Raw genomic sequence first — 26,585 nt, 5'->3', positions numbered from 1 at the left:
AGAGTTCCCTCATTCGGAACTCCCTCCTATAGACTTGTTTCTGTTCGATTCATGCTGAGTTACTTTCTTGAGTTCGCTCAAATAAGCATAACCATAGTTTTGATCCGGCTCAAGATATGCCCCTTCCGCCCACTCATTCCAGGCATTAACAAAAAGATATTCACTTTTGTACAGCGTCCTCGCTCGTTCCATCTGTCTGGACAGATACAGCCCAAACTTCTCTGGGGTGGCCCCGAGCGTACTCTGTCCGTCAACACCTCTCCGCGGTGTATTATCCCAATTGACAAAAGCACCTGGATAGACAATTTCTCCGTTACGGTGTGGTGTTCGTTCGAGAATGGAGGACCATACCTTGTCGTAATTCACAGCAATATGCTGCTGTCCCTTGATGTTCATTTCGATCCAGATTCCATTCATATGTCCATGTGCAAACGTATAATGCGGTTCAAATTCCATACTCGCATCAAAGACCTGACGATTAAATGTAGGGAATCCACCAATGGTCTGCACAAAATGAATCCCTTTCAGGCCATGCTTCAAAGCCAATTCACGCCAAAACTGAATCATTTCCTCACATTGCGGAATACTGGCTGGTCGATAGATCACAAACAACGGCTTACCTTCCACTCGAATATATCGTTTGTCCTTAAATACTTTTACCAAATAATTGAAATGTTCTTCCCAATCCTCTCGATCCCCATAATTCTGGGCCATGAGAATATCGGATTCTTGCCCATCCCATTTTCTTGTCCATGTCTCATTGGCCCAAGACAAACAAAAAGGAAAATCAGGCTCCCCACTATCCAAAATTTCATTCACTGGTTTTTCCAGCAAACGCTTGCCTTTGAACCAATAATGATAATAACAAAATCCATAAATGCCATGCTGTTTAGCCGTTTCCGCTTGCCACTTTCGTACATCTGGATCGGAAAGGTCATAATATTTCCCCTGAAATGGCTGTTTAGGCTGATGATGACCCGAATATAAAGGCGCGGCTTTTTTTACATTCGTCCATTCGGTAAAACCGTCCCCCCACCATCGGTCGTTCTCCTCAATCCGGTGAAATTGGGGCAGATGCAGAGCAATTACCTTCAATCAGAACTCCTCCAATGCAGCAACATGATGCAGCCTACGCTCCTGTGATTTTTGGGATGATTTATATGAAAATGATATCCAGCAGTCGCAATGTTTTTTGTAGATGGGATTGATTATATTTCATGTATGCCAGAGCATGGCTAGCGGCCAGTCTCCTTGCATCAACACTATGCCAGTAAAGTTCAAACTTCTGAGTGAGCTCTTCACAAGAGTTGTATTGTTGAAAGTTACTAAGGTCAATCACGTTGCTCTGATTCACAGATGGTCCTATGAGTTGAAACGTCCCACATGCGGCAATTTCCATCACGTTTTTGATTGATTCGCCACGATGAATAACCAGTTTGCTTCCGTTATATAACATCTGACGAGCTTCATTCGTATGAACAGGCTTGAAATCCCCGATCTGTGCCCAACCCTTTCCATCTACCCGAACCTTTTTGTTATCCAAAAGACCCGATTTGGCAACAGCGTTGACGATGCCATCCGATTCTGCATCCCCGATGATATAAACATCCGATTCGTACTCCGAGGGAACAGCTTGCGGACAGAATATATGTGGATCAGGTGGCATGAACAGTTCATGACTACCAGTGCTTCCCATATGATGCTGATCATCGCTTATTTGGGTTGAATGTTGTGTAAACACGTGATCAAAAATCGGTAGAATAGTTTCGCTTTGATTCACTTGTTGATCGGCAGACAACCAGATGGCCTTTTTCACGGTGGATGTCCTTAATGCTGTAATATTCTCATCCGGCAAGTTTTCTCGGCTTCCGATAACCATAATCAGGTCAACATCATAGGAAGACAAACAGGCTGACACGGTTTCGATATATTTAATCTCATTCACATTTCTCACGAGATGTTTCAGACTCTGTTCAATCAGGACACAATGTGATGACATTTCTCGGTCATTACAAGGAGTGATAAGAAGCACATTTAACTCCTTATAGATCACTTTTGGTACTTCTCGGGTAGGTATGCTTCCCACCTGCATCATTTTCAGCCATTGCTGATTCAGTTCCAATTGCTGTACTTCCATATGTTTACGCATGGATTTGAGTTTCCTGTTCAGAACCACATTCATCTGTCTCAGGAATAACCGGTTCGCATCATGAACTGAACGTTTCTTTTTCGTGGACTTAACCTGCATTTTTGACTTCTTTTGGATAGCAAACCCTCCCGTTCCATACGAAAACATTCTCTGCCTACAATATGCATGACATAGTGTTTCGCTAACTCTTTTTTTGCAAAAGGGGCTTTATCCCAAGTATATAATGTGTGGCCACCCGGATCATTCCAGATCTTGTCCTCATAGAATATATGAATACTGTATAGGAGATGATATCTTTGCCAACTTTTGATAGCATCCTTGTCACCGGTAATCAGACCATTAACCAAGATCTGCAAGTTAATGGTAATCAAACCGTTGGTGTCGATCTAAACGTCAATGGCAGTCAGACCATAACAGGCAGCCTTCAAATCAACGCCAGCTCCTCGATTGTCAACCATTTGGGTGTAGGCGGAGTGATTGAAGCTGGAGATAGCGTTAAGGCCGCTACACAATTAATGGCACTTAATCAACCTACTCTTCCAGTCTCCCTCCCCGTTTTGCAACAATTCAGATATTACAATCCTGGTGTTGCAGGTCAACCCGGTCTGGTCTTAACAGGGACAGCTGGCAACCAATATATACTGTTCGTTGATGAGAGTAGTGGGACACCCCATCTCGCTATTCAGCCCGTATAATATAACCCTGAATAGATGAATTTCACCAAAAGAAGCGATATCCGAGTACATTCCGGATATCGCTTCTTTTGGTTTCATTTCTGATGAAGCCTACTTATAACTCCATCTATTTATTTATTAATCTGTGATCAATACGGACAAGACACTCTTGCTTTCCAGCTGAAACTGCATCAATACATCGTCGCGCAGCTTAACCTGTATGTTGCCCGTCTCCTCTCCATCATTGAAGAGGACTAAAGCTACGGAACCATCGGCATTTTTAAAAGCCACAGAACAAATTCCATCATCACTGGATATTGATTCGATCCGAACAGCCTTCGGACGGATCACAGCACTGAAATGTGCCAGAGCATAATAATCAAGCGTATACGTAAGTTCCTTTGTTTGCTGATTCACCTGTACGATCCCACGGCACGTACTGCGGCCAAATCCAGGAACGGTTGGCCCGTTGTTCTCATCAAGTGCCATATTCCAAAGTACAAAGGACTTGCTGTAATTGCGAAGAATCTGAATTCCCGTTCGCATCACATTTGAGAAAGCTTGCTCAAATGGCGGAATCCACTCTCCACCCGAACCTTCAGTGAAATGCACTTCTTTCCCTGCAAAAGCTTCATAAACCTTCGTTTGAGCAGAAGCATCGCCCCCGTACCAATGCCAGGCTACACCATCCACTTCCTCTCCCGCTTGTTCCAGCACGGTCAGTGGATAGTCCGGTTGATCCCAGTTGTGATCGTAACAGAGAATTTTGGTTTGAATATCGTTTTGCACAAAGGCTGGTTTGAGATGATTTTTGATAAAATCTGCTTGGGCCTCGGCTGGCATCAACATACCCGGATAGTGCCCGGGTTCATAAAGCGCCTCATTCTGTGGTGTAATGGCATGGATGGGTAATCCATGCTTGCCATATGCTTGAATGTATTTCACAAAATATTCAGCATAAACGGGATACCATTCAGCCTTCAGCTGTCCAGTGATCATGGATCCGCTCGTTTTCATCCAGCCGGGTGCACTCCATGGTGAAGCAAACAGCTTCAGTTCAGGGTTCAATGCCAACGCCTTTTGCGTTAAAGGAATAACGTCCCCTTCATCATGTATAATGCTGAATTGGGTTAATTCCGGGTCTGTCTGCTGTTCTGGCATATCGTTGTAACTGTATATCGTTCTCGCATAGTCCGAAGCGCCCATCGGATTACGGATGACCGACAGCCCAATCCCTTTCTCCGGATGGAAAAGCCTGGTCATGACCTCATCACGCTGCTCCTCACTCAAGATTTGGTTAATCAAATAGGCAGATGAATCGGTAAAAGAAGCACCAAATCCGTCCATCTCCTGATACGTTAGCTGATCATCCAGATGGATCGTCGTTGTCTCCTTATCAGTATCCAGTGGTTTCAATTGCTCCTGGGATAGAGATACGAATAACTCTTCTTCACCCGTGGATTTGTACATTTTGAATGTAGTCATAGGATTCTCCTTTGTATTTCTATTATTGAACGCCTAGTTTCTCTTTGTTCAGTTTCATCTTTTCACTGCGTACCTTCACAATCTCTTCCCAACGGTTCTCACCTAAAAATGACTTGTAAGAAGCCAGTGCATTGTTATACGAGGCATCATCCTTGGACCGTACCATACTGACCAGCGTTGTATTCCACTTCGTATTGATTGCTGACAACGCACGAGCTTCAGGTGTACCTTGATCCGGGCTAATATTCTCCAGAATGAAGTGTGGTTTCAGCTTGCCTTTGCCCCACTCTTGCATCTGTTTAATCGCTTCCGGAAAAGCATCTGCACTGAGTGCTTTGTGGCGGTCATGACCGAAGAACATAAATTCACCCATCCGATAATCCTTTTTGAATTGATCCGCGTTATTGAGTTGCAGGTCTTTCACTGCTGGCAGCAATTCTACACTACCGTCGGCTTTGGTTTGGTAGGTTTCCCCCTCGATCCCGTAATTCATAAGTGTCTGTCCTTCTTCACTCAGCAAGTATGTGAATATCTGAATGGCCTTGGCCGGATCTTTACAGTCCTTGGAAATGAAATTGATCATCCACCCGGTTATTCCGGATTGATTCAATGTTGGTGCATTACCTTTGGTGCTCTGCGGTCCATCGATAGCAACATATTCTTTGCCTGGATTCGCACTCATGTAGATTTGCAAGTTTCCTCCTTGTTGAGGTGTACCGTCAAGCAGCATCGTCGCATATTTACCGGACTTCACTTTTTCTTCAAAAGCGGTTCCATCATCGGCAAAACTGTCATCACTGATATTGCCGTCTCTATACACGGTGTTCAATGTTTTCAACCACGTGAGGTAATCTTCATCCAGATTGCGATCATAGAATTCTCCTGATTCGGTCTCCAACGGAACACCGATGAAATCTTGTAACGTATCCCCTAGTGAACCCGTTCCTTCTCCTACGGCATTAAAGCCGAATGGAATCAGCGCAGGGAACTCTTGCTTAATTCGTTTCATCACATTCTGGAATTCTTCTGGCGTTCCAATGACCGGACTACCCAAAGCTTCGTACACATCTTTACGAATGATAAATGCCGTTTTGGCAGGAATGTTACCGCTATCATAATCCTCTTGTGTATTGGAATAGTTCGGGTAACCATAGGTTTTACCATCCGCCAATTGGAACCAGTTCAATGTATCGGCAGCCGCAACTTTATTGAAGTAAGGATCATATTTTTCCGCCAGATCGTTCAGCGGCATCGCCCAAGTTGCAGCTTTTTGTACCACAGGAGAATTCGAGTCAAATACGGTCAGCAAGTCAGGCATATCTCCACCTGCGAAAAAGGTGTTTAACTTGGTATCATCACCTGTGATGAATTTAATATTGATGTTCAGATCCTCTTTGATTTTCTTGGTAACAATGTCCTTGCCAAAATCAGTGTTCCACCAGTCCGCATTGACGTACCATGTCAGGTCGGTAGCCTCTTCCTTTTTATCCAACTGCCAAGCTGGCTTTTCCGGGTCGACCGTATAACGATCTTCAATGGATACCCAGTTCCCTTCACTAGAGCCACCCGATCCACCACTGCAACCTGTAATCATAAGTACGGCTGTGAGCAGTGTTGCGAGCAATTTAATCCCTTTTTTGCCTGATGCCTTATTCAACTTCAACATATTTTTGTTCCTCCTCAAAATGGGGTATTTGTTGCTCCTATTCCTTGACTGCTCCGAGCATCATTCCCGAGATAAAGTATCTCTGAACGATGGGATAGATCAGCACGATAGGGAGTGTTGTAATGACAATGGTGGCCAACTGCACGCCTTTGGTCGTTGTTTCAATAACAGCTGAACCCCCGACATTTTGCATGGATTGTGTCTGTGACTGTACGATAATCTCGTACAACATCATCTGAAGTGGATACAGTGACTGATCGGTAATATATAACTTGGTTGTCATAAAGTCGTTCCATTGCCCCACCCCATTAAATAGCGCAATCGTAGCCATGGCAGGCATGGAGAGTGGAATGAAGATTTTCAGGAAAATATGCCAATCGCCTGCGCCGTCAATCTTGGCCGATTCTTCCAGAGAATCCGGGACATTCCGGAAGAAATTCATCAGAATCACGACATCATAGAAGCTGAATAACGCCGGGATAATGTACACCCAGAAGCTGTTAAGCAGGCCAAGTGATTTGATTAACAGATACGTCGGGATCATGCCACCGGAGAAGAACATTGTAATAACACCCATGGCAACGTATAATTTACGGCCTCTTATGTACTTTTTGCTCAGACCGTAACCAACCATGGCACAAAAGAACACATGTGTAACAACGCCAATCGTTGTTTTGGACACCGATATGAAGAAGGCCTGCCAGATGCCCTGATCATTGAATACCGCTCTGTAATTCTCCAGCGAGAATTCCGGTGACCAGAAGATGAACCCACCTTCCGCCAACGCTTTGCCTGAACTAAAGGAAGAGATGATGACATTCCAGAGCGGAACCAGAATAACGATCGTACAGATGATTAACAAAATCATATTTAAGGTATCAAAGATCCGACTATCAAGATCTTCTTTTGCCACCTTTCCATTCACGCGGGATGCCTCCTTCTACAACACAGATTGATTATCGTTTAATTTGCTTGTGATTTTGTTTGCCGTGACGAGCAGAATGACAGAGATGATGGAGACACCCAAGCCAACGGCCGTTGCATATGAAAAGTCACCCTGAGACATCCCCATACGGTAGACGTACGAATTGATGACTTCCGCTTTATCGCGGTTCTGGGAGTTCATGAGAACCAGGGTCTGATCCAGATTTGACCCTAATAAACCGCTTACAGTTAAAATCAGATTTAGGCTTATGATTGATTTCATATTGGGCAATGTGATATTCCAGATCTGTCTAAGACGGCTTGCACCATCAATTTTGGCAGCTTCATAATACGTTGGGTCAATCTTTGCCATGATCGCCAGATACAGAATCGTTCCCCAACCTGCTTCTTTCCAAATATCCGATAACGTAGCAATCCACCAATACTTGCCTGCATCCAGCAAGATGTTCTGCGGTTGCGAGATCACTCCCAGGCTAAGTAACAACTGATTAAATAAGCCCGTTGTCGAAAACCAGGTGATCAGCATTCCCCCAAGTACGATCCAAGACAAAAAGTGAGGTAAATATGAAACCGTTTGCACAAACTTCTTGAATCGTCCGCTGTTTAACTCGTAGATCATGATTGCGAGAATGATCGGAATGACAAACCCAATACCTAATTTCAAAAAACTGATCCCCAGCGTATTCACGACCGCATCCCAGAAATATTTGTCTGACAAAATGATTCTGAAATTATCCAGCCCTACCCAAGGAGCGGTAGCCAGCGTATCAATGACCGTGTAATTTTTGAAGGCAATTGTCAAACCGTAAATCGGGATATAACAGAAAATAATCATAAAGATAATGCCTGGGATAATCATCGATTGAATCTCCCATTGTCTCCGATAATCGACTATGAATTCTTTAATCCGTTGTCCGATGGGTTTCTTCCCATTGGGACTGATCGCATTTTTACCGGTTGATGTCTCTACGGCTAATTTATCCACGTTTTTTTACTCCCCTCCATCATACATACATTTATATAAAAACGTTTTTATTTTTCGACATAAAAAACCCCTTTGTTTTTATTTATGTAAAAAAAGACCGGAGAAGAAGCTGAGTCAACTTATGTACGGTAGTCTTTCCGGTCGATCTTCACATGGCTTGAACCTCTAACCACCAGCTCACCCGCCAATTTTTGCGCAGCCCCTTGTTCTTTCTCCTTAATCATACCCACCAGTTGATTGATTGCCAGGATACCCTGTCTTGCAATTTGATTTCTTACCGTTGTGAGTGGTGGAGAAAAATACTGTGCGATATCAATATCGTCAAAACCCACGACACTAACATCTTGAGGCACTTCAAAGCCCTCAGACTTCAACGCATGCATACAGCCAATTGCACTCAAGTCATTCCCTGCAAGAAATGCATCAGGTCGCTTGCCGGGGTGCAAATGAAGAAAAGATTTTATCGCACTATACGTGCTCTCCTCCTCAAAATACCCTTGTATAATGTAATCTTCATCGATTGGAAGCTGGTATTCATGCAAGGCAGCCAAATAGCCGTCTCTACGCTGCACACTGTCAAACATCGTGTCCACACCCGAAATATAAGCAATTTTCTTGTGCCCCAGCCCAATTAAATACTTGGTAGCTTCATAAGCCGCCACGTACGAGTCAAAAATGACACTTCCCATCGTATCACTCTGATAGACCCGATCCAGAAAAACCGCCTTGATCTTGTCTTTCTCCATGGCGATAATATCTTGCTCATCAATCCGAAGCTCTTCGTAGATAATGACACCATCCACCCGCCGACCCAAAATATTACTCATAATAACGTGTTTATCCTTGGTCACAAATACATTCAAACCATACCCAAGACGATCACATTCGCGAGACATTGACTCAACCAGCTTATAGAAATACGGACCTGATACACTTGTGGTGAAAAAACCGAGCATTTTGGTTTGACCGGACTTCAATAGCTTGCCATTCAGATTGGGCACATAATTTAAACGCTCTGCCACCTTAAGAACATGTGATTTCGTCTCCGGGTTCAAGACATCCACACCATTCAAGGCGTTGGAGACCGTAGATATGGATACGCCCGCTTCCCTTGCTACATCTTTAATCGTTATCTTTGCCATAAGTTTTGTTCCTTTACTATAAAAACGTTTTTATAATGTTTAAATTATCATAAAACCGTTTTCATGGCAACACTTTAATTTGCGAGTTCAGGCATCATATACTTTATTCATAGCTATAGGCCACTGCGGGCGCAAAAAAACGGCTCATGTATGAGCCGCCGTTCATGAAGGTTTAGCTTTCTATTCCTCATCTTGGATATACATGGAGTGAATCTGTTGCAACTGCTCTTCCAGACGTTCCAAGCGAACAAAACGATCTGCTCGAATATATTCCTTCTGCTCCACAAGCATGATCATTGTTGGAACGGTAAAAATAAGAAACTTGGAAGCAACCTCTTCCACTTCATTAGCATTAATGTGACCCAGGTATACCGATGGATAAGGTTCAAGCAACATCCTGATCTTAGGAAGTAAAGCGTGACATACACTGCACTCTGGACGAGATACATACAAAAAAACCAATTCATGTTGTTGAATAACTTCTTCAACCATTTCTATGGATGTTAACTCATGAATATCTTTCATAGAAGCTCAACCCTTTCAGTCATTCAATAGCTTGCTCATTTAAACTTTTTCTTTTCAAGTGTAGCCTATATGCGTTAGAATCAAATGGAATATATCCCCATATGAAAGAGGTTATGGTATGAAAAAATCATTCTTATTTCTGTTCACTGCTCTGGTAGTTGTTACTTCCTTCTCAGCATATGCACCTGTGTCGAATGCCTCTGGCGATATTGGAGTCAGCTTATTGTCCGATCGTCAGCAAGGTACAGTAAAGTAGAACTTGTACAGAAAGTAACAGGCGACAATTCGGATAACATCTGAATTAGTCGCCTGCTTTCATTTATTCTTATTGATTTTTATTTCCAATCTCTCTTTCGAAGATAAGATTCGAATACAAAAGTACCAAACGGCAGTAGACCGGCGAGTCCACCCATTAACCAGCGTGTTATCTTCCACTTTTTGACCAGAGCCAAATGCACTAGTGCAATAAGATACAAAGGAAATAAAATACCATGAATCATGCCCATTACGGCTACAGCGGAAGAGATATCTGCAAAATATTTCAGAGGCATAGCAATAAAAATCAACAGAAGTAAGGATACACCCTCCCATATGCCCGCAATTCTGAATCGGCCTGTCACTGTCTTCATAAAGTCCATTCTCACCTTTCATGCTAATCGTTTGTGAAATATGTAACTTGTAACATGATACAAAAACCTCACGCCACATCTCTGTACAGATATGTCGTTCTGAAGCTCATATTCAGTATAACGTATGTGTCCGATTCGAAGATGCTTCAAATTTGAATAATTATTGAATCCATAAAACCAGATTCCCACATCAGGTCTTACGGATTCAAGTCGTCTCACGCTCAATCAGCTGGTATGTCAGCTGTTCGGTCTGTAACTCCGTTTTACCCAATACGGCCCACAATTGATGGAAAGCCTGGGTGGCTTGCTCCGCAATCGGATTGTGTATGGTCGTGATTCCAAGAACACGGGAAAGCTCGATATCATCAAACCCCACAATGGCGAGTTGTTCCGGTACCTGAATTTTCCGTCTGCGTGCTTCACTAAGAATGCCGATGGCTGCATAATCATTTGAACATAATACGGCCTGTGGCAGTTCTGGCCCCTCAGCCATTCTTCGCATCGCTTCTTCGCCATCGGAGGAGCTAAATACGGAATATTGATATGCTTCAGTCCACACATGCAACCCTCTGCTCTTCATGAAAGATTCATAGGCTTCACGGCGGCTCTGGGTATTCAAACTTTCAGCCCTGCCAAATGCATTTGCAATTCGGGTGTATCCTCTCGAAACCAGATGCTCCAGAGCTAACTTATACCCTTCTGCCTGATCCATAGCAACAGACGGAATCTCGTCATTCCCCATTCGCTGCCAGGAGACAATCGGACCGTATTCCATATACGCCTTTAATTTCCGAGGATCATTAACACAAGCAATAATAACTAGCCCATCGACTCGTTTACTGCGCAGATCTTCGAACGCCTGCAATTCAATCTCCGGATCTCCACGGGATGTATAGATAATCGTCTGAAACCCAAAATCCATGGCTGTATCAATGAATTGATTCATGAAGGTAAGAATGATCTCACCTGTGGTAGAGGTCACAATTCCAATCTGCTTTGTTTGCCCTGTCGATAACGATACCGCATTCCGGTTGGGAATATAATTCAACTGTTTCATAATATCCGTTATGATCTGTCTTGCTTCATCACTAACATGCGGAGAATGGTTAATCACTCGTGACACTGTCGCTTTTGAGTAACCAGACCGCTTCATAATTTCATCAAACTTGGACATCGGAGACTCCCTTCTTGCTAACGAACTATAGAATAATAGTATGCCTTAATTTGAGGTCAAAAGTAAAACTTGACGTGTAACCCGTTACAACGTTTAAGCTTTTTTTATGTCATATATGAATCATCTTAAAATCAATTTGATGAATGGAGCGATACACATGAGCAACTCTCAAAATCATACTTATCAATTCCCGGAAAATTTCCTATGGGGTGGCGCAATTGCAGCCAACCAGGCTGAAGGTGCATACAATCAAGGCGGCAAAGGATTATCTACTCAGGATGTAGCTCCCAAAGGCATCATGGGTCCAATCACGGAAGAACCAACCGAAGATAACATGAAACTGATCGGTATCGATCTGTATCATCGCTACAAGGAAGATGTGAAACTGTTTGCCGAGATGGGCTTCAAGGTATTCCGTACTTCCATCGCCTGGTCCCGTATTTTCCCAAAAGGGGACGAGCTGGAACCAAATGAAGAAGGTCTGCAATTCTACGACGATCTGTTTGACGAGTGTCACAAATACGGGATCGAACCACTGGTTACGCTATCCCACTATGAGACACCTCTTCACTTGTCCAAAGAGTACGACGGCTGGGTTAACCGAAAAATGGTTGGATTCTACGAGCGTTATGTAACTGCCGTATTTAAACGTTATAAAAACAAAGTAAAATACTGGCTTACTTTTAACGAAATCAATTCGATTCTTGAAGCGCCATTCATGAGTGGTGGTATCTACACACCTAAGGAGAAGCTTAGCAAGCAAGATCTGTATCAAGCGATCCATCATGAGTTTGTAGCCAGCGCTTCCGCTGTGAAGCTCTGTCATGAGATCATTCCTACGGCACAGATTGGTTGTATGATGCTCAGTATGCCTACCTACCCGCTGACACCGAATCCGGACGATATGATCAAAGTCATGGAATTCGAGCATAGCAACTATTTCTTCGGTGATGTACACGTAAGAGGTCGCTACCCTGGTTATATGAAACGTTACTTCCGTGAAAATGGAATCGAGATTCAGATGGAAGCTGGCGACGAGGAAATGTTGCTGAATACGGTAGACTTCATTTCTTTCAGTTATTACATGAGTATCTGTCAGACAGCAGACCCGGAGAAACAAATCGCAGGTGAAGGTAATCTGCTTGGGGGTGTACCTAACCCTTATCTGCCAGCAAGTGAATGGGGATGGCAGATTGACCCGCAAGGATTGCGTTATGTGCTTAACATGTTCTATGACCGCTATCAAAAACCACTGTTTATTGTAGAGAATGGTCTTGGTGCTGTTGATGAATTGATCACGGATGCGGACGGCGAGAAAACAGTTGAAGATGACTACCGAATCCAGTATCTGAATGATCATCTGGTTCAGGTTGGCGAAGCCATTGAAGATGGCGTTGAAATTATGGGTTATACTTCATGGGGTTGCATTGATGTTGTCAGTGCGTCTTCTGCCCAGTTGAAAAAACGTTATGGCTATATCTATGTGGATCGTCATGACGATGGATCAGGAACACTCGAACGTTATCGCAAGAAATCCTTCCATTGGTACAAAGAAGTGATCAGCAGTAACGGGAAAAGTTTGCAGCGTTAAGGATCTTTAAGCAAATGTAACAGATACCTTCTTCTATCCCTCAGACATATCACATGAAAAGTGGTCGGTCATACGATACCTTGGCATGTTTTCTGTCTGGGGGATTTTATTTTTATTTTCAAAAAGAAACACCCGATGATACACATCGGGCATTCTCATTAGCTACGATCACGTTGTTCACTATTTATTCTTCACTAGATGTTCTTCACTACATCCCTGCTGTACTTGGTTTTGTCTTCTTCCGTTATCTTGCGAAGGACCCTGCAAGGATTACCCGCAGCAATCACACCAGAAGGTATACTTTTGGTCACTACGCTCCCTGCGCCGATGATCGTATTATCTCCAATCGTCACACCGGCAAGAACTGTCACACCGCCACCGATCCACACATTATTGCCCACCGTGATGGGTCCAACGATCTCCAGACCTTCATTGCGCTGCTCAACATCATAAGGGTGACCTGCTGTATAAAATCCGCAATTGGGAGCAACAAAAACGTTATCTCCAAAACTGATTTTTCCTCCATCCAGCATGACAATATTATGATTGCTATAGAAGTTCTCACCAATTTCAATATTATAGCCGTAATCACATACAAATGGCTGTTCAATCAGGAAACGATCCGTCGTTTTCCCCAGCAGTTTCTTGATTAACGCTTCTCTTTCATTGATCTTGGCTGGATGGAGCTGGTTATAATCGTAACAAAGCCCTTTGGCATGTAAACGCTCTTGAATTAACTCTTGATCATAATTGGCGTTATACAAGAGCCCTAATTGAGATTTCTCTTTTTCAGTCATCATTTCGTAAGCACTTCCCATCTTCTATCTAAAATAAATTAAAGCTCAATCTCTCTAATAATTCTAGCAGGATTACCGCCCACGATCATATTATCGGGAACATCCTTTGTAACCACAGACCCGGAAGCAATGACCACGTTGTCTCCAATGATAACCCCCGGATTAATAACGGCTCTACCACCAATCCATACATTATTGCCAATCGTGACTGGCTTGCCATATTCTGCACCCGTATTGCGTTCATGCGGATGGAGTGGATGAGTAGCCGTATAGATATGTACATCTGGTCCCATTAAGCAATGGTCTCCAATACGAACTTCACACACATCTAATATCGTACAGTTAAAATTGCTATAAAAATGATTGCCTACATGAATGTTATATCCATAATCCACATGAATATTAGGTTCCATGCCCAGGTGTTCACCTGTAGATCCCAACAGCTCCTTCAATAACTTGGTGCGAAGCTCACCGTCCGTTTCCGTCGTTTGATTGAACATTCGCGTCATTTTCCTTGCATACTCTCTGTCCTCAGACAATTGAAGATCCGAAGCCATGTACAGCTCGCCATCCAGCATTTTTTGTTTTTCCGTCTTCGTAGTCATGATCACCGCTCCCTCAATACACATCATGTAATGCAACATTAAACAACACTTTTAAAAACTATTTTAATTATATAGATTAGTATGAATAAAGCAAGTTTTGCTCGATATGAAAATGGTTTATTCTACTGACGCGTACTCTAGCGAAACAGCAAAAAAACCTCTACACCCATTAGACTATGGGAATGCAGAGGTTCAAGCTTTTTGTCTAATTTCTTTATTCTAAGCAACCGCCTGAACGGTTTTTTCCTTAACGCTAATGGCATAGATGGCAGTCACCAAACCAAGCAGAATCAGAACAGAACCAACCCATCCGGTGTTCAGAATCGATGAATGATCGATCACCATGCCGCCGATATAGGTACCCAGTGCAATACCTGCATGGGCAATACCTGAGTTGGTGCTGATTAGCGTTTCGGCTGTTTCCGGCGAAGTTTTGATAATGAGACTATTCTGCACAGGCGTAACGGTCCAGCTCAGTGCACTCCAGATGCTTAACAACAGTAAGAAGGCGATCAAAGGCAATCCCACACTGAACGGAATGACAGCCATACTCACGATAAAGGGAATCAGCACAATGATAATGGCTTTAGCAGGATGCAGACGATCGGATAACATGCCCCCGATGCCTCCACCTGCAACAGCGGCGATTCCAAACATCATATAGATAAAGGTGACCATCGTCGCACTGGCACCCAGCGTTTCTTGCAAGAATGGCGTGAAATACGCATATAAAGTCAAATGACCCGCAAGCACAAGCAAAGTTGTAGCATGGATTGCCAACATTTTTGGATTCCACAGAGCCGTAAGCTGTTTCTTCAGGGATACAGCAGGAATAGGCTGCACACGATCCATCGCAATCCAGATGGCCACCATAACCACTGCTGTGAGAATAGCGATCAACATAAACACCTCACGCCAGCCTGCCAAGTTACCTACAAAGATTCCAAGAGGTACACCCAGGATAAGTGATGCACTACCTCCCATCGTAATGATGCCCACGGCGCGTCCTTTATACTGTGGTTCCACAATGCGAGCTGCAAGGGTCAGGGAGAGCACAAAAATAAGTGAGCCCGTGGCGGCTCCGAGCGCTCTGCCCGCCATCAGCATATAAAAGCTGGAACTAAATGCAGAGATCAGATTACTGATCAGAAATACAAACAACGTACACATATATACTTTTTTACGCTCGAATCTGGCCGTCATATTTAATAAAATCGGCGCAGACAACGCATAGACAAGTGAGAAAATAGAGATTAAATACCCGGCTTTCGCTAGGGAAAGATGAAGATCCGTAGCAATCAAGTCCAGAATTCCGCCCAAGATCAGTTCAACGGTTCCGACCACAAATGCTGCGATAGCAAGCACATATACTTTTTTATTCATTTTTGAATCCTCCTCAAAAAGTTACAACTACGATAGTAACCCATAAGAATGAAAGTTTCAATAGTTATTTTCATGACTGTTTTCAAACAAAGATATAACAAAAAAACTATCCTCCAAGAGAATAGTTTTAATAGATTAATCTGGTGAGCAGTTTCTCGATTTCAGCATCCTGTAACAGTTGGTCACCGTATTTTTTGGTAATCTGAGTAAGGGCAACATCATGGTAGAAATAATCAGTCATCGCTTTGACAATCGGTTTGGACATCGTCTTGATCGCTCGCCATGAATCGTGCTCCACACCGGCAAACAGCAAATACGCATGATCCACAATAAGCAGCTGTGAAGGTTCTGGCGCATCAAGCAATGGAATCAACGAGTATATCCGGTTTAAGGATGTCTCCATTCCCCCAACGGCAAGCACTTCAACGTACACGCCCTGCTTTTCCTTCTGCTCCAGCAGTTCACGATATTTCTCCATTCGCTCATTCCAGGCCAGAAAAAGAATTGATGAATCAGCTTCCTCGATCAGCTGTTCAATATTTGATGCGATGGACGACTCATCTTTTAACGTCCAGATATGTTCATCGGTGAATGTACGTTTGATTTTGTAACTCTTCAATTCCTCAATATCTTTCTCAAAATCAGCCTTGATCTTATGAATAATAGATTGAAGATCCACAGCCATATATAGTTTCTTCTTCCCATCCATCGTTGTCAGCACCGTTCCCTTGTCGATCAGACGGTTGAGCACTTCATAGATTTTGGCTTTGGGAACGTTGGAGTAATTAACAATCGATGTGGCATCAAGCGGTTCATCCTGGGCAAATATAGCCTCGTATACCTGACTTTCATATTGTGTAAACCCGAATTTCTGCAACATGGTTTGGATCGGCGCATCCCTTCTTAGTGTGTCTGGTCTATCTAGTTTAGACGCATGAACTTCCCATGTCCAGTTTATCCCACGTGGCTATGTCCGATCCCAAAAGCGCTGCTGGGTCATCGCTTGAATGAATTGCTCTGCAAACGCCGCAGGCTGCTGTTCCACAATGACGCCAGGTTTGCCTATAATGCCGACCGGCTGGATCACCGCTGCACCCGTCGGTGTAGCACCGATCGGTTTGAAATGATTGTACGTTTCGATCGCATAGGATCGGGTGTATTTCTGAACATAATCGTTTTCCTGCTGTCCTCCAACAATGAACAGACCATCATATACCAAGGGCGAGCCGGTCAAAAAGCTGTCGTCCACCTTGAGCTCCACATTCCCTGTTCCACGCACCACACCCTGTCTTTCATGTACAATGACCGGTTGAAGTCCCGCTCCCTTAAGCTCTTCCAAAATGTATTGTGTGCTCGGGCCATCGAATCCTTCCCCAACAATCACTCCGACACGCAATGTCTTGGGAGAAAACACCGTATTTGCCATGCTGAGCGCAGGTGACGACTTCGTCACTGGAGATTCAGGGACGTTAGGTACATTGACTCCGAGTTCCACGGCCAGAATGGTCGCCAGCTCCGTGCTGATATGACCTAACATATTGACAACCTGCTGACGAATGGAAACATCCTTTACCTTCCCAAGTTCAAACGTAAGTGCCTGAATGATATGGCTTCTCTCCAAGCCTGACATGCTGTTCCAGAAGAGACGTGCTTGCGAGAAATGATCCAGGAAGCTGGGTGCCGTTTTCCGTTCTTTAAGACCTTGCACTGGGGAAGGATATGTCACAAATCCCCCTTTTGTTCCCGGCACAGTATAAGGTGAGTTATTGGCAAGCGAATTGTCATGATAGGCGACTCTCCCCTGATCAATGGTATAGCGAGAGGCTCCATCTCTCTGGTTGTTATGTACAGGGCATATCGGACGATTGATCGGCAGTTCCTGATAATTTGTGCCCACCCTCGCCAATTGAGTATCCGTGTACGAAAACAGTCGCCCTTGAAGCAAAGGATCATTGCTAAAGTCAATGCCACGTACGATGTTCCCTGGATGGAAAGCAACCTGTTCCGTTTCCGCAAATACATTTTCGACATTGCGGTTAATCGTCATTTTGCCAATGATTCGCACCGGAATGTCTTCTTCAGGCCATAATTTCGTTGCATCCAAAATATCAAAATCAAACTTGAATTCATCCGCTTCCTCCAAAACTTGTATTCCGAGTTCAAACTCCGCAAAATTACCCGCATTGATGTTTTCCCACAGTTCCCTGCGATGAAAGTCCGGATCCGCACCTCCCAGCTTTTGAGCTTCATCCCACACAAAAGAATGCATGCCAAGTACGGGCCTCCAATGAAATTTCACGAATCTGGATTTGCCTTCATTGTTCACCAGTCGGAAGGTATGTACTCCAAATCCTTGCATCATTCGAAAGCTTCGCGGTATCGTGCGATCCGACATAATCCACATGACCATAGCAGCCGACTCCTGGTTATTCGCAATGAAATCCCAGAAGGTGTCGTGTGCAGTAGAGCCCTGTGGAATTTCATTGTTAGGTTCCGGCTTTACCGCATGAATCAAATCCGGGAACTTAACTCCGTCCTGAATGAAAAAAACAGGTATATTGTTGCCAACCAAGTCAAAATTGCCTTCCTCAGTATAAAACTTCACGGCGAACCCACGTACATCCCGATTCGTCTCGTTAACCCCTTTGGAACCAGCAACTTCGGAAAAACGCACAAACAGCGGTGTTTTCACTCCTGGATTCTGAAGAAAATGAGCCATCGTTAACTCTTCAAGTGATTCATATAACTCAAATTCACCGTAAGCTCCATATCCGCGAGCATGCACAACTCTCTCCGGGATGCGTTCCCGGTCAAAGTGAGACAATTTCTCACGCATCAGAAAATCTTCAAGCAGCGTGGGTCCGCGATCCCCCGCTTTTAGCGAGTTGCTGTCATCTGATATTTTAACCCCTTCGTTGGAAGACATCTCTTTCCCGTTATTGTCCCGAAGAAAGGTGTTTCTTTGCTCAATCTTTTTATTCTCATCCATAGGTTCCTTGCTCATCCCAATCACCTCCAGAATATATGTATGGGATTGAAAATGCATTTATGAGTATCTGTTATACCTATGAATTGTTGTGAATTCCACAGGCACTAGATATAAATGGAAGGTGTTAACCCCATTTATTGCTCATGACGTCTTTTGTCTAGCACCTTCTACTTCACATTGTCATTTACTATAGAGAATCTAATAGAAAAGAGATGATTAGTATGGCTCGTGTCAATGCTGTTCCGCAACCGGATCTGGTATTAATCTATTGGTCAAGAAATCCCCTCGTCCCTGGTTCTGCGCGCAGAATCCAAAGTGTGCGCGTGATTGGTAATACGTCTCCATGTACATTCACACTGGTTCCCGGTGCACGGCTAATCAATGCACTGAACTGTTTGCTGGACAATGATATTGGATTCAAAGTGGTCTATCGCCATAAAACGTCGGCAATCAGTGGCGTTCTGTTATTAAAACGCAGATAATCAGACCCAAAGAAATGGTGCCTTCCTTTAGGAGAGCACCATTTCTTCGTTCTTTGATCATCAATGGACAGATTTCGAACGCCAAAAAACCGCGATAACCGCGGTCTCTTGTTCACGATATGAATTTAATTCAGAATATCCATCACCAATACATTCACTGAATGAGCTGTTAAGTTAACGACCACCGATGTATCCGACAGTGTAATCTCCTGTTCTTGGGGAACCACTTTCTCATCATTCTTCTGATTCACATTCGGAATATGCACCAAATGATCTTCTCCAGTAAGCGTGATCAATCTGGCTGTAGTATCAACCTTTAGATCCTGAAGGCAAATCCGGGTTGATTTATCCACACCATCTGCATTCACCAGTTTCACAAACACATGCCGTGCGTCCTTCGTAACGGAGTGGAATACTTCCCGGTTGTAAGCTTCCAGCTTGTAATCCAGAACCTTGCTGGTATTACGTCCGTCTGTATAGGAGCAAACCAGATTTTTTCCTGTATCCCCACCATAGTTAACCGTGATTGTATAATGGGTTCCATTCTCGAGTGGTTCATAGTTGGCCGCTCTCAGGTTACCTGCTGCCGAGCTGGATGAATAGTCTCCCAGTGTATAACCCTCAATCCCTTGTTTGTACACCTTCACGCCTGTTGCGTTCCCGCCGTAACTAATTGCGTACTCAATGACATCCTTGTTCTCAGGCGAGATATCCGTCAGTCCCACACCGATGTAAAAACCATCCTCACCTGAAATTCTTTCAGCCTCAACGTGAACTTTGTAATTGGTCCATTCGTCATTCAGCAGATACAATCCATTCAATCCACTTGATTGTGCCTTCAAAATGAGTCCTTTTCCTGCGGTTAACGCATATCCTTCCGATCCGGGAATCTGTCTCCATGCCTCACTAGGCTCTGTACGTTCCCTGAAATCTTCATCAAACATCAAACTGCTATCCACATTGGACGTCACTGTAACTCGTTTCACCACGATGTCTGCATGACCCGTTGCAATCTCGATACCTCCACGAGGAATGAGATTCAACGGTTTGCCTTTGCTATAGGTGGAGAATGAAGTCTCAAGCACCTGATCCCCTACATATTTTGCAAAAAGCTGCTGTACATAGTAATTCGGTGTATACCACACGGTTTCATCATCAAACCAGATGCAGTCTGGCGTCCAGCGGTAAGTACCGTCCGTTAGTACTTTGTTGAACAATGGCGCATAGGCAGCCAAACGAACAACGTCTGCATTATTTTCAAATCCAGTCATGATCGCAGCTTCTGCGACCGCTCCTGCCAGCGTGTTTTTGTCCGTGGAAGCATATTCTCCAACAAATACTTTGGATGTTTCTTTCCAATCGATACTTCCGTCTTCAAGATAAGCCCGGTCATAGTAGTTGTATCGATCCGCGTTATTCAGCAAATATTCATTGGAGCGGTAGTAGTGCTCATCTGCAATGGTGTCCATATAATTGTCCTGGTTTTCATACCAGGTTACCGTCTCCTCAATCACCTCTGTGCCATCTGCAAAAGCAACTTGAGCCGATCCGGTCAGATTCCCGCTGAGGAATTTCCATCCTTCCTGGTACGCATCATCATCCGCCTGAGCACCAACCGTCGAGATAATGTGCAGCTCATGATCAGGATAGTTCTGCTCCATGTAGTCATCTATTGAACGTTTGAATACTTCGAAGTTGGCAAAAAATTCAGTGCCCCAGTTCTCATTGCCTACGCCCAGATAACGAAGATCAAACGGTTCAGGATGTCCCATCTCGCTTCGTACCGCTGCCCATTCGTTGTGTTCAAAGTCTGTACTGAGCGCAAAGTCAATCAGATCTGTAAAGTTGCGGATATAATAATCTCTTAAAGCGCCACCCGCAGGGTGAGCATAATCCGAGCGTGCCTGACACAACACACCGCAAGCCATGACTGGAACTGGAGCGGCATTCAGATCTTCCGCCAGTTGGAAGTACTCCATATAACCAAGCCCCATCGTCATCATGTAACCCCAGACATTATAATTCTCTTTGCGGAGCTCAACCGGACCCACAGAATCCTTCCAGTCATATACGTTATCCCAGATAAAAGACCCCTCCGAGATACATCCTCCCGGAAAACGCAAGAACTTCGGATGCAGATCTGCGAGTGCCTGGATTAGATCTTTTCTCAATCGATAGTTCGGATTACCTGTGTAGTTGGCATGTGCTGTAGCCGATATGCCTTCTTCTGTCGGGTCAGCTCCCCATACATTCTGAGGGACCAAGGACACCATATCGATAGAAATGTCACCTGCAAACATAAGTGCCAGTTGACCAAGTACAGTCTCCGTTCCGGTCAGAGACACACCGTATTTCTTCCATGTGTTCCCACCTTCAACATGCAGTGTTACCGAATCACTGATGGATGTGTCACTTCCATCCTGCAATTGAACAGTGATCGTTCCTGCCGATTCTGCTTTTGCCCATACGGTAAAGTCATATGATTCTCCCTGCTTGATGGACATGGCACAATGCTGGTTGGAGTCTGAGAATCCACGATTCCGAATCGTAGCCCCATCCTGAACCGTTACATAATAAGCATTTACTTCAGGGTCTTCCACGTTAAAGTGAACGTTTAGTCCATCCGTATGCTGTACGAGCATTTTCTCCGTATCGCCTGACCAGGCGAACAAAGGCTCACAATTTCGACCTGTCGAACAACCACACTCTCCAGAGTCATGCGAGTATGTATCAAATGCAAAAGATTCAAATGATCGATTCTGAACAAGCTCTGCATAGATTCCGCCATCTGCCGCATTGTTAATATCCTCGTAAAAAAGTCCATACATGACTTCACTGATATCAGCCACCTTCTGATCTCCATGTATGGTGACGGTATAGGGAGCGACATGTGCTGGCACAACAGACACGTCAAAGCTTTGGCTCAGCTTACGATCACCTCTGTTCAGAAGCGCCCGGAGTGTAACCTCTTGTGCCAATGTGATTGCCTGAACCTCTCCGTTCTCGGACAGAACTTCTGGAGCACTGGAGCTCCATTCAACAGACACTTTACCACCCAGCAAGTCTGCGGGTAATGATACATCCTTGGTGATGATTCGGTTGGGGAAGGACAAGTACTTGTCCGCCGCAAGCTTCACAATCGCTTCATCTGTCAGTGATTCACACATCACTTCAATGACTTCATCCATGGTGAGCGCTGCCCCATAGATCCGAAAGTCGGATAACGAACCTGCAAAGTCCACATCCGCTGCATACTGGGAACGTCCAATATAATTCTGGCTATAATTCTCAGGATCGGTGAACGAATCAAACCATTCGCGCAATTTGGCATAATTGCCGCTCGACGTCTGACTGATCGAGCCGTCTGCGGCCTTCTCCCCGTTCACATACACAATTGGACCCGCACTGCTCAACGTTCCCCCTTGGCTACCTGCCACGGAGAGCGCAATATGCAGCCATTCTCCACTTGCAACTCCTCCACTTGGGTGGACAACCAGATTATCGCCGGCATATAACGTTCCCAAAAGCTGACGTGTCAGAAACAAATACGGCCCCTTCTCCCCTTTGCCAAAGTCAAAAATGCGTTCCCACACATTAGACCCCTTGCCCAGAAACACCCAAGTGGCAATCGTGATTCCCGTGTTATCGCTTACATCACGAAGCAGATTCGAGGGTAATTGCAGATAAGAAGTTCCATTCGCTCCCCCGTTGAAAGTCACCGCCGTTCTGCCTTTCAACTCGGATATCACAGGCGGGATCTCGCCTTTGGCTATACCATCATGGCCCTTACCGGAGCTGTCCTTCCCGATCTGAACGGTATCTTCAAACGTGTATTGTGCAATTAATTGATTTTGATATGTGCTCATGTTCTTACCTCCTATGTAGTTGGGATTTGTCGGTTTACGCTTTTAATTCGTATTAATATAAAATGATTGATAAATAGTTAAACACATTTCTTAAACGTAATAATATCGCATCATCGATCCCCATTTCAATCCTAAATTTGAGAAAGACAACTGGTTTATTTGAATGTAATGACCTTTATCGGCTCTTCCCGTCTCTTATTTATTTTTCATTTTACTCTTATAAACATTAGATTTATGGTTTACAAACATATAAATCAATTGATAATATAACAAATGAAAGCGCTTGATATAATGAAATACTCAAAGGAGGTCTGCCGAACCTTTTATCGTGTGTTGCCAAGTATCGGTTGATTTTTCATTCCGGGGAATAGGAAAGGGGAAACGTATGAAACGTTATTGGGTTCGCGTACTTAACATTTCTGTACTAAGCACCACTTTACTTACTGCAACAACTTTGGCGCCGGTCTCGGTGTTCGCAAATGGTTCAGGGGAAACCGTGGGTAACTCGCAGAGTTCCACCACACCTATCGCTAATCCTGCTCCAACATTTAAAAATGTTTCCGTTCATGACCCTTCTGTCATTAAGGTGGATGATACGTTTTATATTTTTGGTTCACATCTGCAGGTGGCTAAGTCCAAAGACTTTCTGAACTGGGATCTGGTCGCCTCCGGCGTTACAGATAACAACCCTGTTGTCCCCAATGTAACCAAGGAATTCGCTGAAGCGTTGGAGTGGGCGCAGACGGATACGTTATGGGCAGCAGATGTCATTCAATTGGCGGATGGCAAGTTTTATATGTACTACAATGCTTGTAAAGGGGACTCTCCGCGATCAGCGCTCGGCATTGCTGTCGCAGACAATATCGAAGGCCCTTATAAGGATCAAGGCATTCTGTTGAAATCCGGCATGTGGGATCAGATCAGTGAGGATGGTACCATTTACGATGCAACGATTCATCCCAATGTGGTCGATCCGGATGTCTTTTATGATAAAAACGGCAAGTTATGGATGGTGTATGGCTCGTATTCCGGAGGGATTTTCATTCTGGAGATGGATGCAACGACAGGTAAACCACTGCCGAATCAAGGTTATGGCAAAAAGCTGACCGGAGGCAATCATAGTCGTATTGAAGCACCTTATATGCTCTACAGTCCCGAAACCGATTATTATTATCTGTACCTGTCTTATGGTGGACTAGGTGCTGATGGAGGATACAACATTCGTGTTGCTCGCTCCCAAACACCGGATGGACCTTTCCTCGATGCGGAAGGAAACGATATGATCAACGTTAAAGCGGACAAGGATAAACCGTTGTTTGATGATCGTTCTATTGAGCCTTTTGGAGTCAAATTAATGGGGAACTTCCTGTTCGAGAGACAGATCGGTGATCCGGGCACAGGCCTAGGTAGCGGTTATGTATCGCCAGGGCATAACTCTGCTTATGTTGATCCGGAGACTGGCAAACAATTTCTCATCTTACATACTCGCTTTCCTGGGCGTGGCGAAGAGCATGAAGTTCGCGTGCATGAGATGCAGATGAATGCAGATGGTTGGCCCGTTGTTTCTCCATATCGCTATGCGGCTTTGGGAGAGGATACAACGCAACTGACAACTCAGGATATCGCTGGTCAGTACCAATGGGTGAATCATGGTAAGGACATCACGGCGGACATCAAGTCATCCCAGACGGTTCAGTTCACGGCAGATGGGCAGATTCATGGTGCCGTGACAGGAACATGGAGTCTTGGTACAGACAACAAGGTTCAGATCACATCGAATAACGTTGTGTACAAAGGCGTTTTCACACATGAATGGAATTCGGAATCTCAAAGTACGGTTCTGACCTTTAGCGCGCTCTCATCCTCCGGAATTGCCATCTGGGGAAGTCAAGGTGTTGAACGGAGTGATCAGGACATTGTAGATGCGGTGAAAAAGGACCTGAGCATTAGCAATACGGATCACGTGTTCTTCAATCTGTCTCTGCCTACCAAGGGAACAAGTGATGCAGACATTACGTGGAAAAGCTCCAACACTTCGGCTCTATCCTCTACAGGTGTAGTGCAGCGACCACGCACTGGTAAGGGTGATGCCAAAGTGAAATTAACCGCAACGATTCGTAAAGGAACTGCGGTAAACTCCAAAACGTTTAACGTTATCATTCCACAGCAAGCGGTAAGCCCGTTGCTCGGGGAGTATACTTTTGAACACAAAAAACTTGCCAAAGTCGCACAGGATTCCAGTAAAAATGGATATCACGGACAAGCCTTTAACGTGGTCAGTTCTGCTGCAAGTGGCAAAAATCAGGCTGCTACATTCAATGGGGTAGACAGTTACATTCAGTTACCTGGACTCATTACAGATACAACGGATTTCACGTTTAGCGCCTGGGTCAATTGGGACGGTGGCGGGTCCTGGCAGCGTATTTTCGACTTTGGAAATGGCTTGACTAGACATATGTTCCTTACTCCCTCCCAACATAATGGGGCATTACAATTTACCATTCATAATGAGGGACGGGATCAGAGCCTGATTGCAGCAAAACCACTGCCTTCCAAAGCGTGGGTTCATGTGGCTGTAACCCTTCAGGGTGATGTGGGTACTCTATATGTGAATGGTACATCGGTTGCAAGCAGCTCTGAGATTACTTTTAACCCGAAAGATCTAAAGGTAACGGAAGCTTATGTGGGCAAGAGTCGTTATGCGGCTGATCCGTTCTACAAAGGGAGTCTGGATAACGTAAGAGTGTATGATAAAGCATTAACAGCCAAGGAAATCCAGCGTCAAGCCAAAGAAAAGCCTTAACTTAGAGTCCCCAATCGCAAGCGGTTGGACTCCATAGTGCACACATCATAAAGCAGCTAATGTATCGAACTGCACCCCATTTGTTAGAGACAACTAACAGCGGCGTTGCAGTTCATTACATCAGGCTGCTTTATTGTCACTTCGAATAATGGATGACCATGTTGAATTTACTCTCCTTAGCACCGGAGTTTACATAGGCATGAGGCTTGTCCGCTCCAAAACGAATTGACTCCCCTTGGTTCACCGTATATTCTTCCGTGCCTACCCGAATCGTAACTTTCCCTTCAAAAACAGTAATAAATTCTTCTGTACCTTCGATATGCGGTTCAGCTTTCAACTCAGACTTGGGGTCCATCTCCATCATATATATTTCAAAACGACGACCCTCTTCAAAAGGAAAATGCGGATAAATCCGAACTCTTCCCTCATCCTCCATCAATACTTGAATATCATCGCCCGTTACAACGGTCGTATCTGACTTCGGCTCGTGAATCAAAGCAGTGAAGGAAGTTTTCAGGCCATTAGCAATCTTCCATACGGTTGCAATGGAGGGATTGGATTCGCCACGTTCAATCTGACCAAGCATGGTCTTGCTAATACCAGACATTTCGGCGACCTTGTCCAGACTAAGCTTTCTTTGTTCCCTAAGCTGTTTCAGGTTCTGAGCAAGAATACTATTAATGTTTTTCAAAATC

General features: G+C 44.4%; 22 protein-coding genes. 5 read left to right on the top strand and 17 right to left on the bottom strand.

Annotation, left to right across the window (positions count from 1 at the left end; translation table 11 throughout):
• Positions 1-9 precede the first annotated feature (9 nt).
• Both NSQ20_RS15200 and NSQ20_RS15195 read right to left on the bottom strand, forming a co-directional pair.
• A complete protein-coding gene (locus tag NSQ20_RS15200; RefSeq protein WP_051449723.1) occupies positions 10-1,095 on the bottom strand; it encodes a glycoside hydrolase family 99-like domain-containing protein in 1,086 nt (361 codons plus the stop codon).
• A 61-nt stretch (positions 1,096-1,156) separates the two neighbouring features.
• Positions 1,157-2,149 (bottom strand): hypothetical protein, encoded by a 993-nt coding sequence (locus tag NSQ20_RS15195; protein ID WP_156946113.1) that lies wholly within the window; start codon positions 2,147-2,149, stop codon positions 1,157-1,159.
• A 287-nt stretch (positions 2,150-2,436) separates the two neighbouring features.
• On the opposite strand from NSQ20_RS15195, the gene NSQ20_RS15190 reads away from it, so the two are divergent.
• Positions 2,437-2,844: a hypothetical protein gene (locus tag NSQ20_RS15190; RefSeq protein ID WP_235193806.1), complete on the top strand. Its 408-nt coding sequence runs from the start codon at positions 2,437-2,439 to the stop codon at positions 2,842-2,844.
• A gap of 117 nt (positions 2,845-2,961) precedes the next feature.
• Here NSQ20_RS15190 and NSQ20_RS15185 read toward each other — a convergent pair whose 3' ends face one another.
• The 6 genes from NSQ20_RS15185 to NSQ20_RS15160 all read right to left on the bottom strand — a co-directional run bounded on the left by NSQ20_RS15185 (position 2,962) and on the right by NSQ20_RS15160 (position 9,571).
• Positions 2,962-4,308 (bottom strand): glycoside hydrolase family 30 beta sandwich domain-containing protein, encoded by a 1,347-nt coding sequence (locus NSQ20_RS15185; protein WP_036670764.1) that lies wholly within the window; start codon positions 4,306-4,308, stop codon positions 2,962-2,964.
• A 22-nt stretch (positions 4,309-4,330) separates the two neighbouring features.
• Positions 4,331-5,974 carry a sugar ABC transporter substrate-binding protein gene (locus tag NSQ20_RS15180; RefSeq protein ID WP_036670763.1) on the bottom strand — a complete coding sequence of 548 codons (1,644 nt, stop codon included), beginning with the start codon at positions 5,972-5,974 and terminating at the stop codon, positions 4,331-4,333.
• Positions 5,975-6,011: 37 nt separating this feature from the next.
• Complete coding sequence (locus tag NSQ20_RS15175) at positions 6,012-6,899, bottom strand: carbohydrate ABC transporter permease (RefSeq protein WP_017688674.1); 888 nt, start codon at positions 6,897-6,899, stop codon at positions 6,012-6,014.
• 15 nt (positions 6,900-6,914) lie between these two features.
• A complete protein-coding gene (locus NSQ20_RS15170; RefSeq protein WP_200868492.1) occupies positions 6,915-7,904 on the bottom strand; it encodes an ABC transporter permease subunit in 990 nt (329 codons plus the stop codon).
• Between the two features lie 119 nt (positions 7,905-8,023).
• A complete protein-coding gene (locus NSQ20_RS15165) occupies positions 8,024-9,046 on the bottom strand; it encodes a LacI family DNA-binding transcriptional regulator (protein ID WP_017688676.1) in 1,023 nt (340 codons plus the stop codon).
• A 180-nt stretch (positions 9,047-9,226) separates the two neighbouring features.
• A complete protein-coding gene (locus NSQ20_RS15160) occupies positions 9,227-9,571 on the bottom strand; it encodes a thioredoxin family protein (RefSeq protein WP_340032895.1) in 345 nt (114 codons plus the stop codon).
• Positions 9,572-9,689: 118 nt separating this feature from the next.
• On the opposite strand from NSQ20_RS15160, the gene NSQ20_RS15155 reads away from it, so the two are divergent.
• On the top strand, positions 9,690-9,827 hold the full coding sequence (locus NSQ20_RS15155) for a hypothetical protein (RefSeq protein WP_167350856.1): 138 nt from the start codon (positions 9,690-9,692) through the stop codon (positions 9,825-9,827).
• Positions 9,828-9,906: 79 nt separating this feature from the next.
• Here the strand turns inward: NSQ20_RS15155 and NSQ20_RS15150 are convergent, their stop codons facing one another.
• The gene (locus NSQ20_RS15150) at positions 9,907-10,200 is read right to left on the bottom strand and encodes a DUF3817 domain-containing protein (protein WP_036608336.1); all 294 of its coding nucleotides are present in this window, start codon (positions 10,198-10,200) and stop codon (positions 9,907-9,909) included.
• Between the two features lie 205 nt (positions 10,201-10,405).
• A complete protein-coding gene (locus NSQ20_RS15145) occupies positions 10,406-11,374 on the bottom strand; it encodes a LacI family DNA-binding transcriptional regulator (RefSeq protein ID WP_340032894.1) in 969 nt (322 codons plus the stop codon).
• Positions 11,375-11,531: 157 nt separating this feature from the next.
• Between NSQ20_RS15145 and NSQ20_RS15140 the strand changes: the two genes are divergently transcribed.
• Positions 11,532-12,965, top strand: coding sequence for a glycoside hydrolase family 1 protein (locus NSQ20_RS15140; protein WP_340032893.1), 1,434 nt, complete (start codon positions 11,532-11,534; stop codon positions 12,963-12,965).
• A 194-nt stretch (positions 12,966-13,159) separates the two neighbouring features.
• Here the strand turns inward: NSQ20_RS15140 and NSQ20_RS15135 are convergent, their stop codons facing one another.
• The 5 genes from NSQ20_RS15135 to NSQ20_RS15115 form a co-directional block, all read right to left on the bottom strand.
• Positions 13,160-13,762 (bottom strand): sugar O-acetyltransferase, encoded by a 603-nt coding sequence (locus NSQ20_RS15135; RefSeq protein ID WP_340033031.1) that lies wholly within the window; start codon positions 13,760-13,762, stop codon positions 13,160-13,162.
• A 38-nt stretch (positions 13,763-13,800) separates the two neighbouring features.
• Positions 13,801-14,367 carry a sugar O-acetyltransferase gene (locus NSQ20_RS15130; protein WP_340032892.1) on the bottom strand — a complete coding sequence of 189 codons (567 nt, stop codon included), beginning with the start codon at positions 14,365-14,367 and terminating at the stop codon, positions 13,801-13,803.
• A gap of 219 nt (positions 14,368-14,586) precedes the next feature.
• Entirely contained in the window at positions 14,587-15,750 is a 1,164-nt protein-coding gene (locus NSQ20_RS15125; protein ID WP_076211793.1) for an MFS transporter, read from the bottom strand.
• Between the two features lie 127 nt (positions 15,751-15,877).
• On the bottom strand, positions 15,878-16,630 hold the full coding sequence (locus tag NSQ20_RS15120; RefSeq protein WP_036670754.1) for a helix-turn-helix domain-containing protein: 753 nt from the start codon (positions 16,628-16,630) through the stop codon (positions 15,878-15,880).
• 87 nt (positions 16,631-16,717) lie between these two features.
• Positions 16,718-18,739, bottom strand: a complete 2,022-nt coding sequence (locus NSQ20_RS15115; protein WP_340020503.1) for a catalase — start codon at positions 18,737-18,739, stop codon at positions 16,718-16,720.
• A 221-nt stretch (positions 18,740-18,960) separates the two neighbouring features.
• On the opposite strand from NSQ20_RS15115, the gene NSQ20_RS15110 reads away from it, so the two are divergent.
• On the top strand, positions 18,961-19,221 hold the full coding sequence (locus tag NSQ20_RS15110) for a hypothetical protein (RefSeq protein WP_074094912.1): 261 nt from the start codon (positions 18,961-18,963) through the stop codon (positions 19,219-19,221).
• A gap of 125 nt (positions 19,222-19,346) precedes the next feature.
• Here NSQ20_RS15110 and NSQ20_RS15105 read toward each other — a convergent pair whose 3' ends face one another.
• On the bottom strand, positions 19,347-23,087 hold the full coding sequence (locus tag NSQ20_RS15105; RefSeq protein ID WP_340032891.1) for an alpha-L-arabinofuranosidase C-terminal domain-containing protein: 3,741 nt from the start codon (positions 23,085-23,087) through the stop codon (positions 19,347-19,349).
• Positions 23,088-23,472: 385 nt separating this feature from the next.
• On the opposite strand from NSQ20_RS15105, the gene NSQ20_RS15100 reads away from it, so the two are divergent.
• Positions 23,473-25,890, top strand: a complete 2,418-nt coding sequence (locus NSQ20_RS15100) for a family 43 glycosylhydrolase (RefSeq protein WP_340032890.1) — start codon at positions 23,473-23,475, stop codon at positions 25,888-25,890.
• Positions 25,891-26,026: 136 nt separating this feature from the next.
• Here the strand turns inward: NSQ20_RS15100 and NSQ20_RS15095 are convergent, their stop codons facing one another.
• Positions 26,027-26,581: an XRE family transcriptional regulator gene (locus tag NSQ20_RS15095; protein ID WP_340032889.1), complete on the bottom strand. Its 555-nt coding sequence runs from the start codon at positions 26,579-26,581 to the stop codon at positions 26,027-26,029.
• Positions 26,582-26,585 lie beyond the last annotated feature (4 nt).

It is taken from the genome of Paenibacillus sp. FSL K6-1122 (assembly GCF_037977015.1).
Classification (GTDB): Bacteria; Bacillota; Bacilli; order Paenibacillales; family Paenibacillaceae; genus Paenibacillus; species Paenibacillus amylolyticus.
This window is presented reverse-complemented; position numbering and strand designations above follow the sequence as displayed.

Coding starts and splice junctions, on each gene's coding strand:
- NSQ20_RS15195 (WP_156946113.1), bottom strand. CDS start 2,149: ATGCGTAAACATATGGAAGTACAGCAATTGGAACTGAATCAGCAATGG.
- NSQ20_RS15190 (WP_235193806.1), top strand. CDS start 2,437: ATGATATCTTTGCCAACTTTTGATAGCATCCTTGTCACCGGTAATCAG.
- NSQ20_RS15185 (WP_036670764.1), bottom strand. CDS start 4,308: ATGACTACATTCAAAATGTACAAATCCACGGGTGAAGAAGAGTTATTC.
- NSQ20_RS15180 (WP_036670763.1), bottom strand. CDS start 5,974: ATGTTGAAGTTGAATAAGGCATCAGGCAAAAAAGGGATTAAATTGCTC.
- NSQ20_RS15165 (WP_017688676.1), bottom strand. CDS start 9,046: ATGGCAAAGATAACGATTAAAGATGTAGCAAGGGAAGCGGGCGTATCC.
- NSQ20_RS15160 (WP_340032895.1), bottom strand. CDS start 9,571: ATGAAAGATATTCATGAGTTAACATCCATAGAAATGGTTGAAGAAGTT.
- NSQ20_RS15155 (WP_167350856.1), top strand. CDS start 9,690: ATGAAAAAATCATTCTTATTTCTGTTCACTGCTCTGGTAGTTGTTACT.
- NSQ20_RS15150 (WP_036608336.1), bottom strand. CDS start 10,200: ATGAAGACAGTGACAGGCCGATTCAGAATTGCGGGCATATGGGAGGGT.
- NSQ20_RS15145 (WP_340032894.1), bottom strand. CDS start 11,374: ATGTCCAAGTTTGATGAAATTATGAAGCGGTCTGGTTACTCAAAAGCG.
- NSQ20_RS15140 (WP_340032893.1), top strand. CDS start 11,532: ATGAGCAACTCTCAAAATCATACTTATCAATTCCCGGAAAATTTCCTA.
- NSQ20_RS15135 (WP_340033031.1), bottom strand. CDS start 13,762: ATGACTGAAAAAGAGAAATCTCAATTAGGGCTCTTGTATAACGCCAAT.
- NSQ20_RS15130 (WP_340032892.1), bottom strand. CDS start 14,367: ATGACTACGAAGACGGAAAAACAAAAAATGCTGGATGGCGAGCTGTAC.
- NSQ20_RS15125 (WP_076211793.1), bottom strand. CDS start 15,750: ATGAATAAAAAAGTATATGTGCTTGCTATCGCAGCATTTGTGGTCGGA.
- NSQ20_RS15120 (WP_036670754.1), bottom strand. CDS start 16,630: ATGTTGCAGAAATTCGGGTTTACACAATATGAAAGTCAGGTATACGAG.
- NSQ20_RS15115 (WP_340020503.1), bottom strand. CDS start 18,739: ATGGATGAGAATAAAAAGATTGAGCAAAGAAACACCTTTCTTCGGGAC.
- NSQ20_RS15110 (WP_074094912.1), top strand. CDS start 18,961: ATGGCTCGTGTCAATGCTGTTCCGCAACCGGATCTGGTATTAATCTAT.
- NSQ20_RS15105 (WP_340032891.1), bottom strand. CDS start 23,087: ATGAGCACATATCAAAATCAATTAATTGCACAATACACGTTTGAAGAT.
- NSQ20_RS15100 (WP_340032890.1), top strand. CDS start 23,473: ATGAAACGTTATTGGGTTCGCGTACTTAACATTTCTGTACTAAGCACC.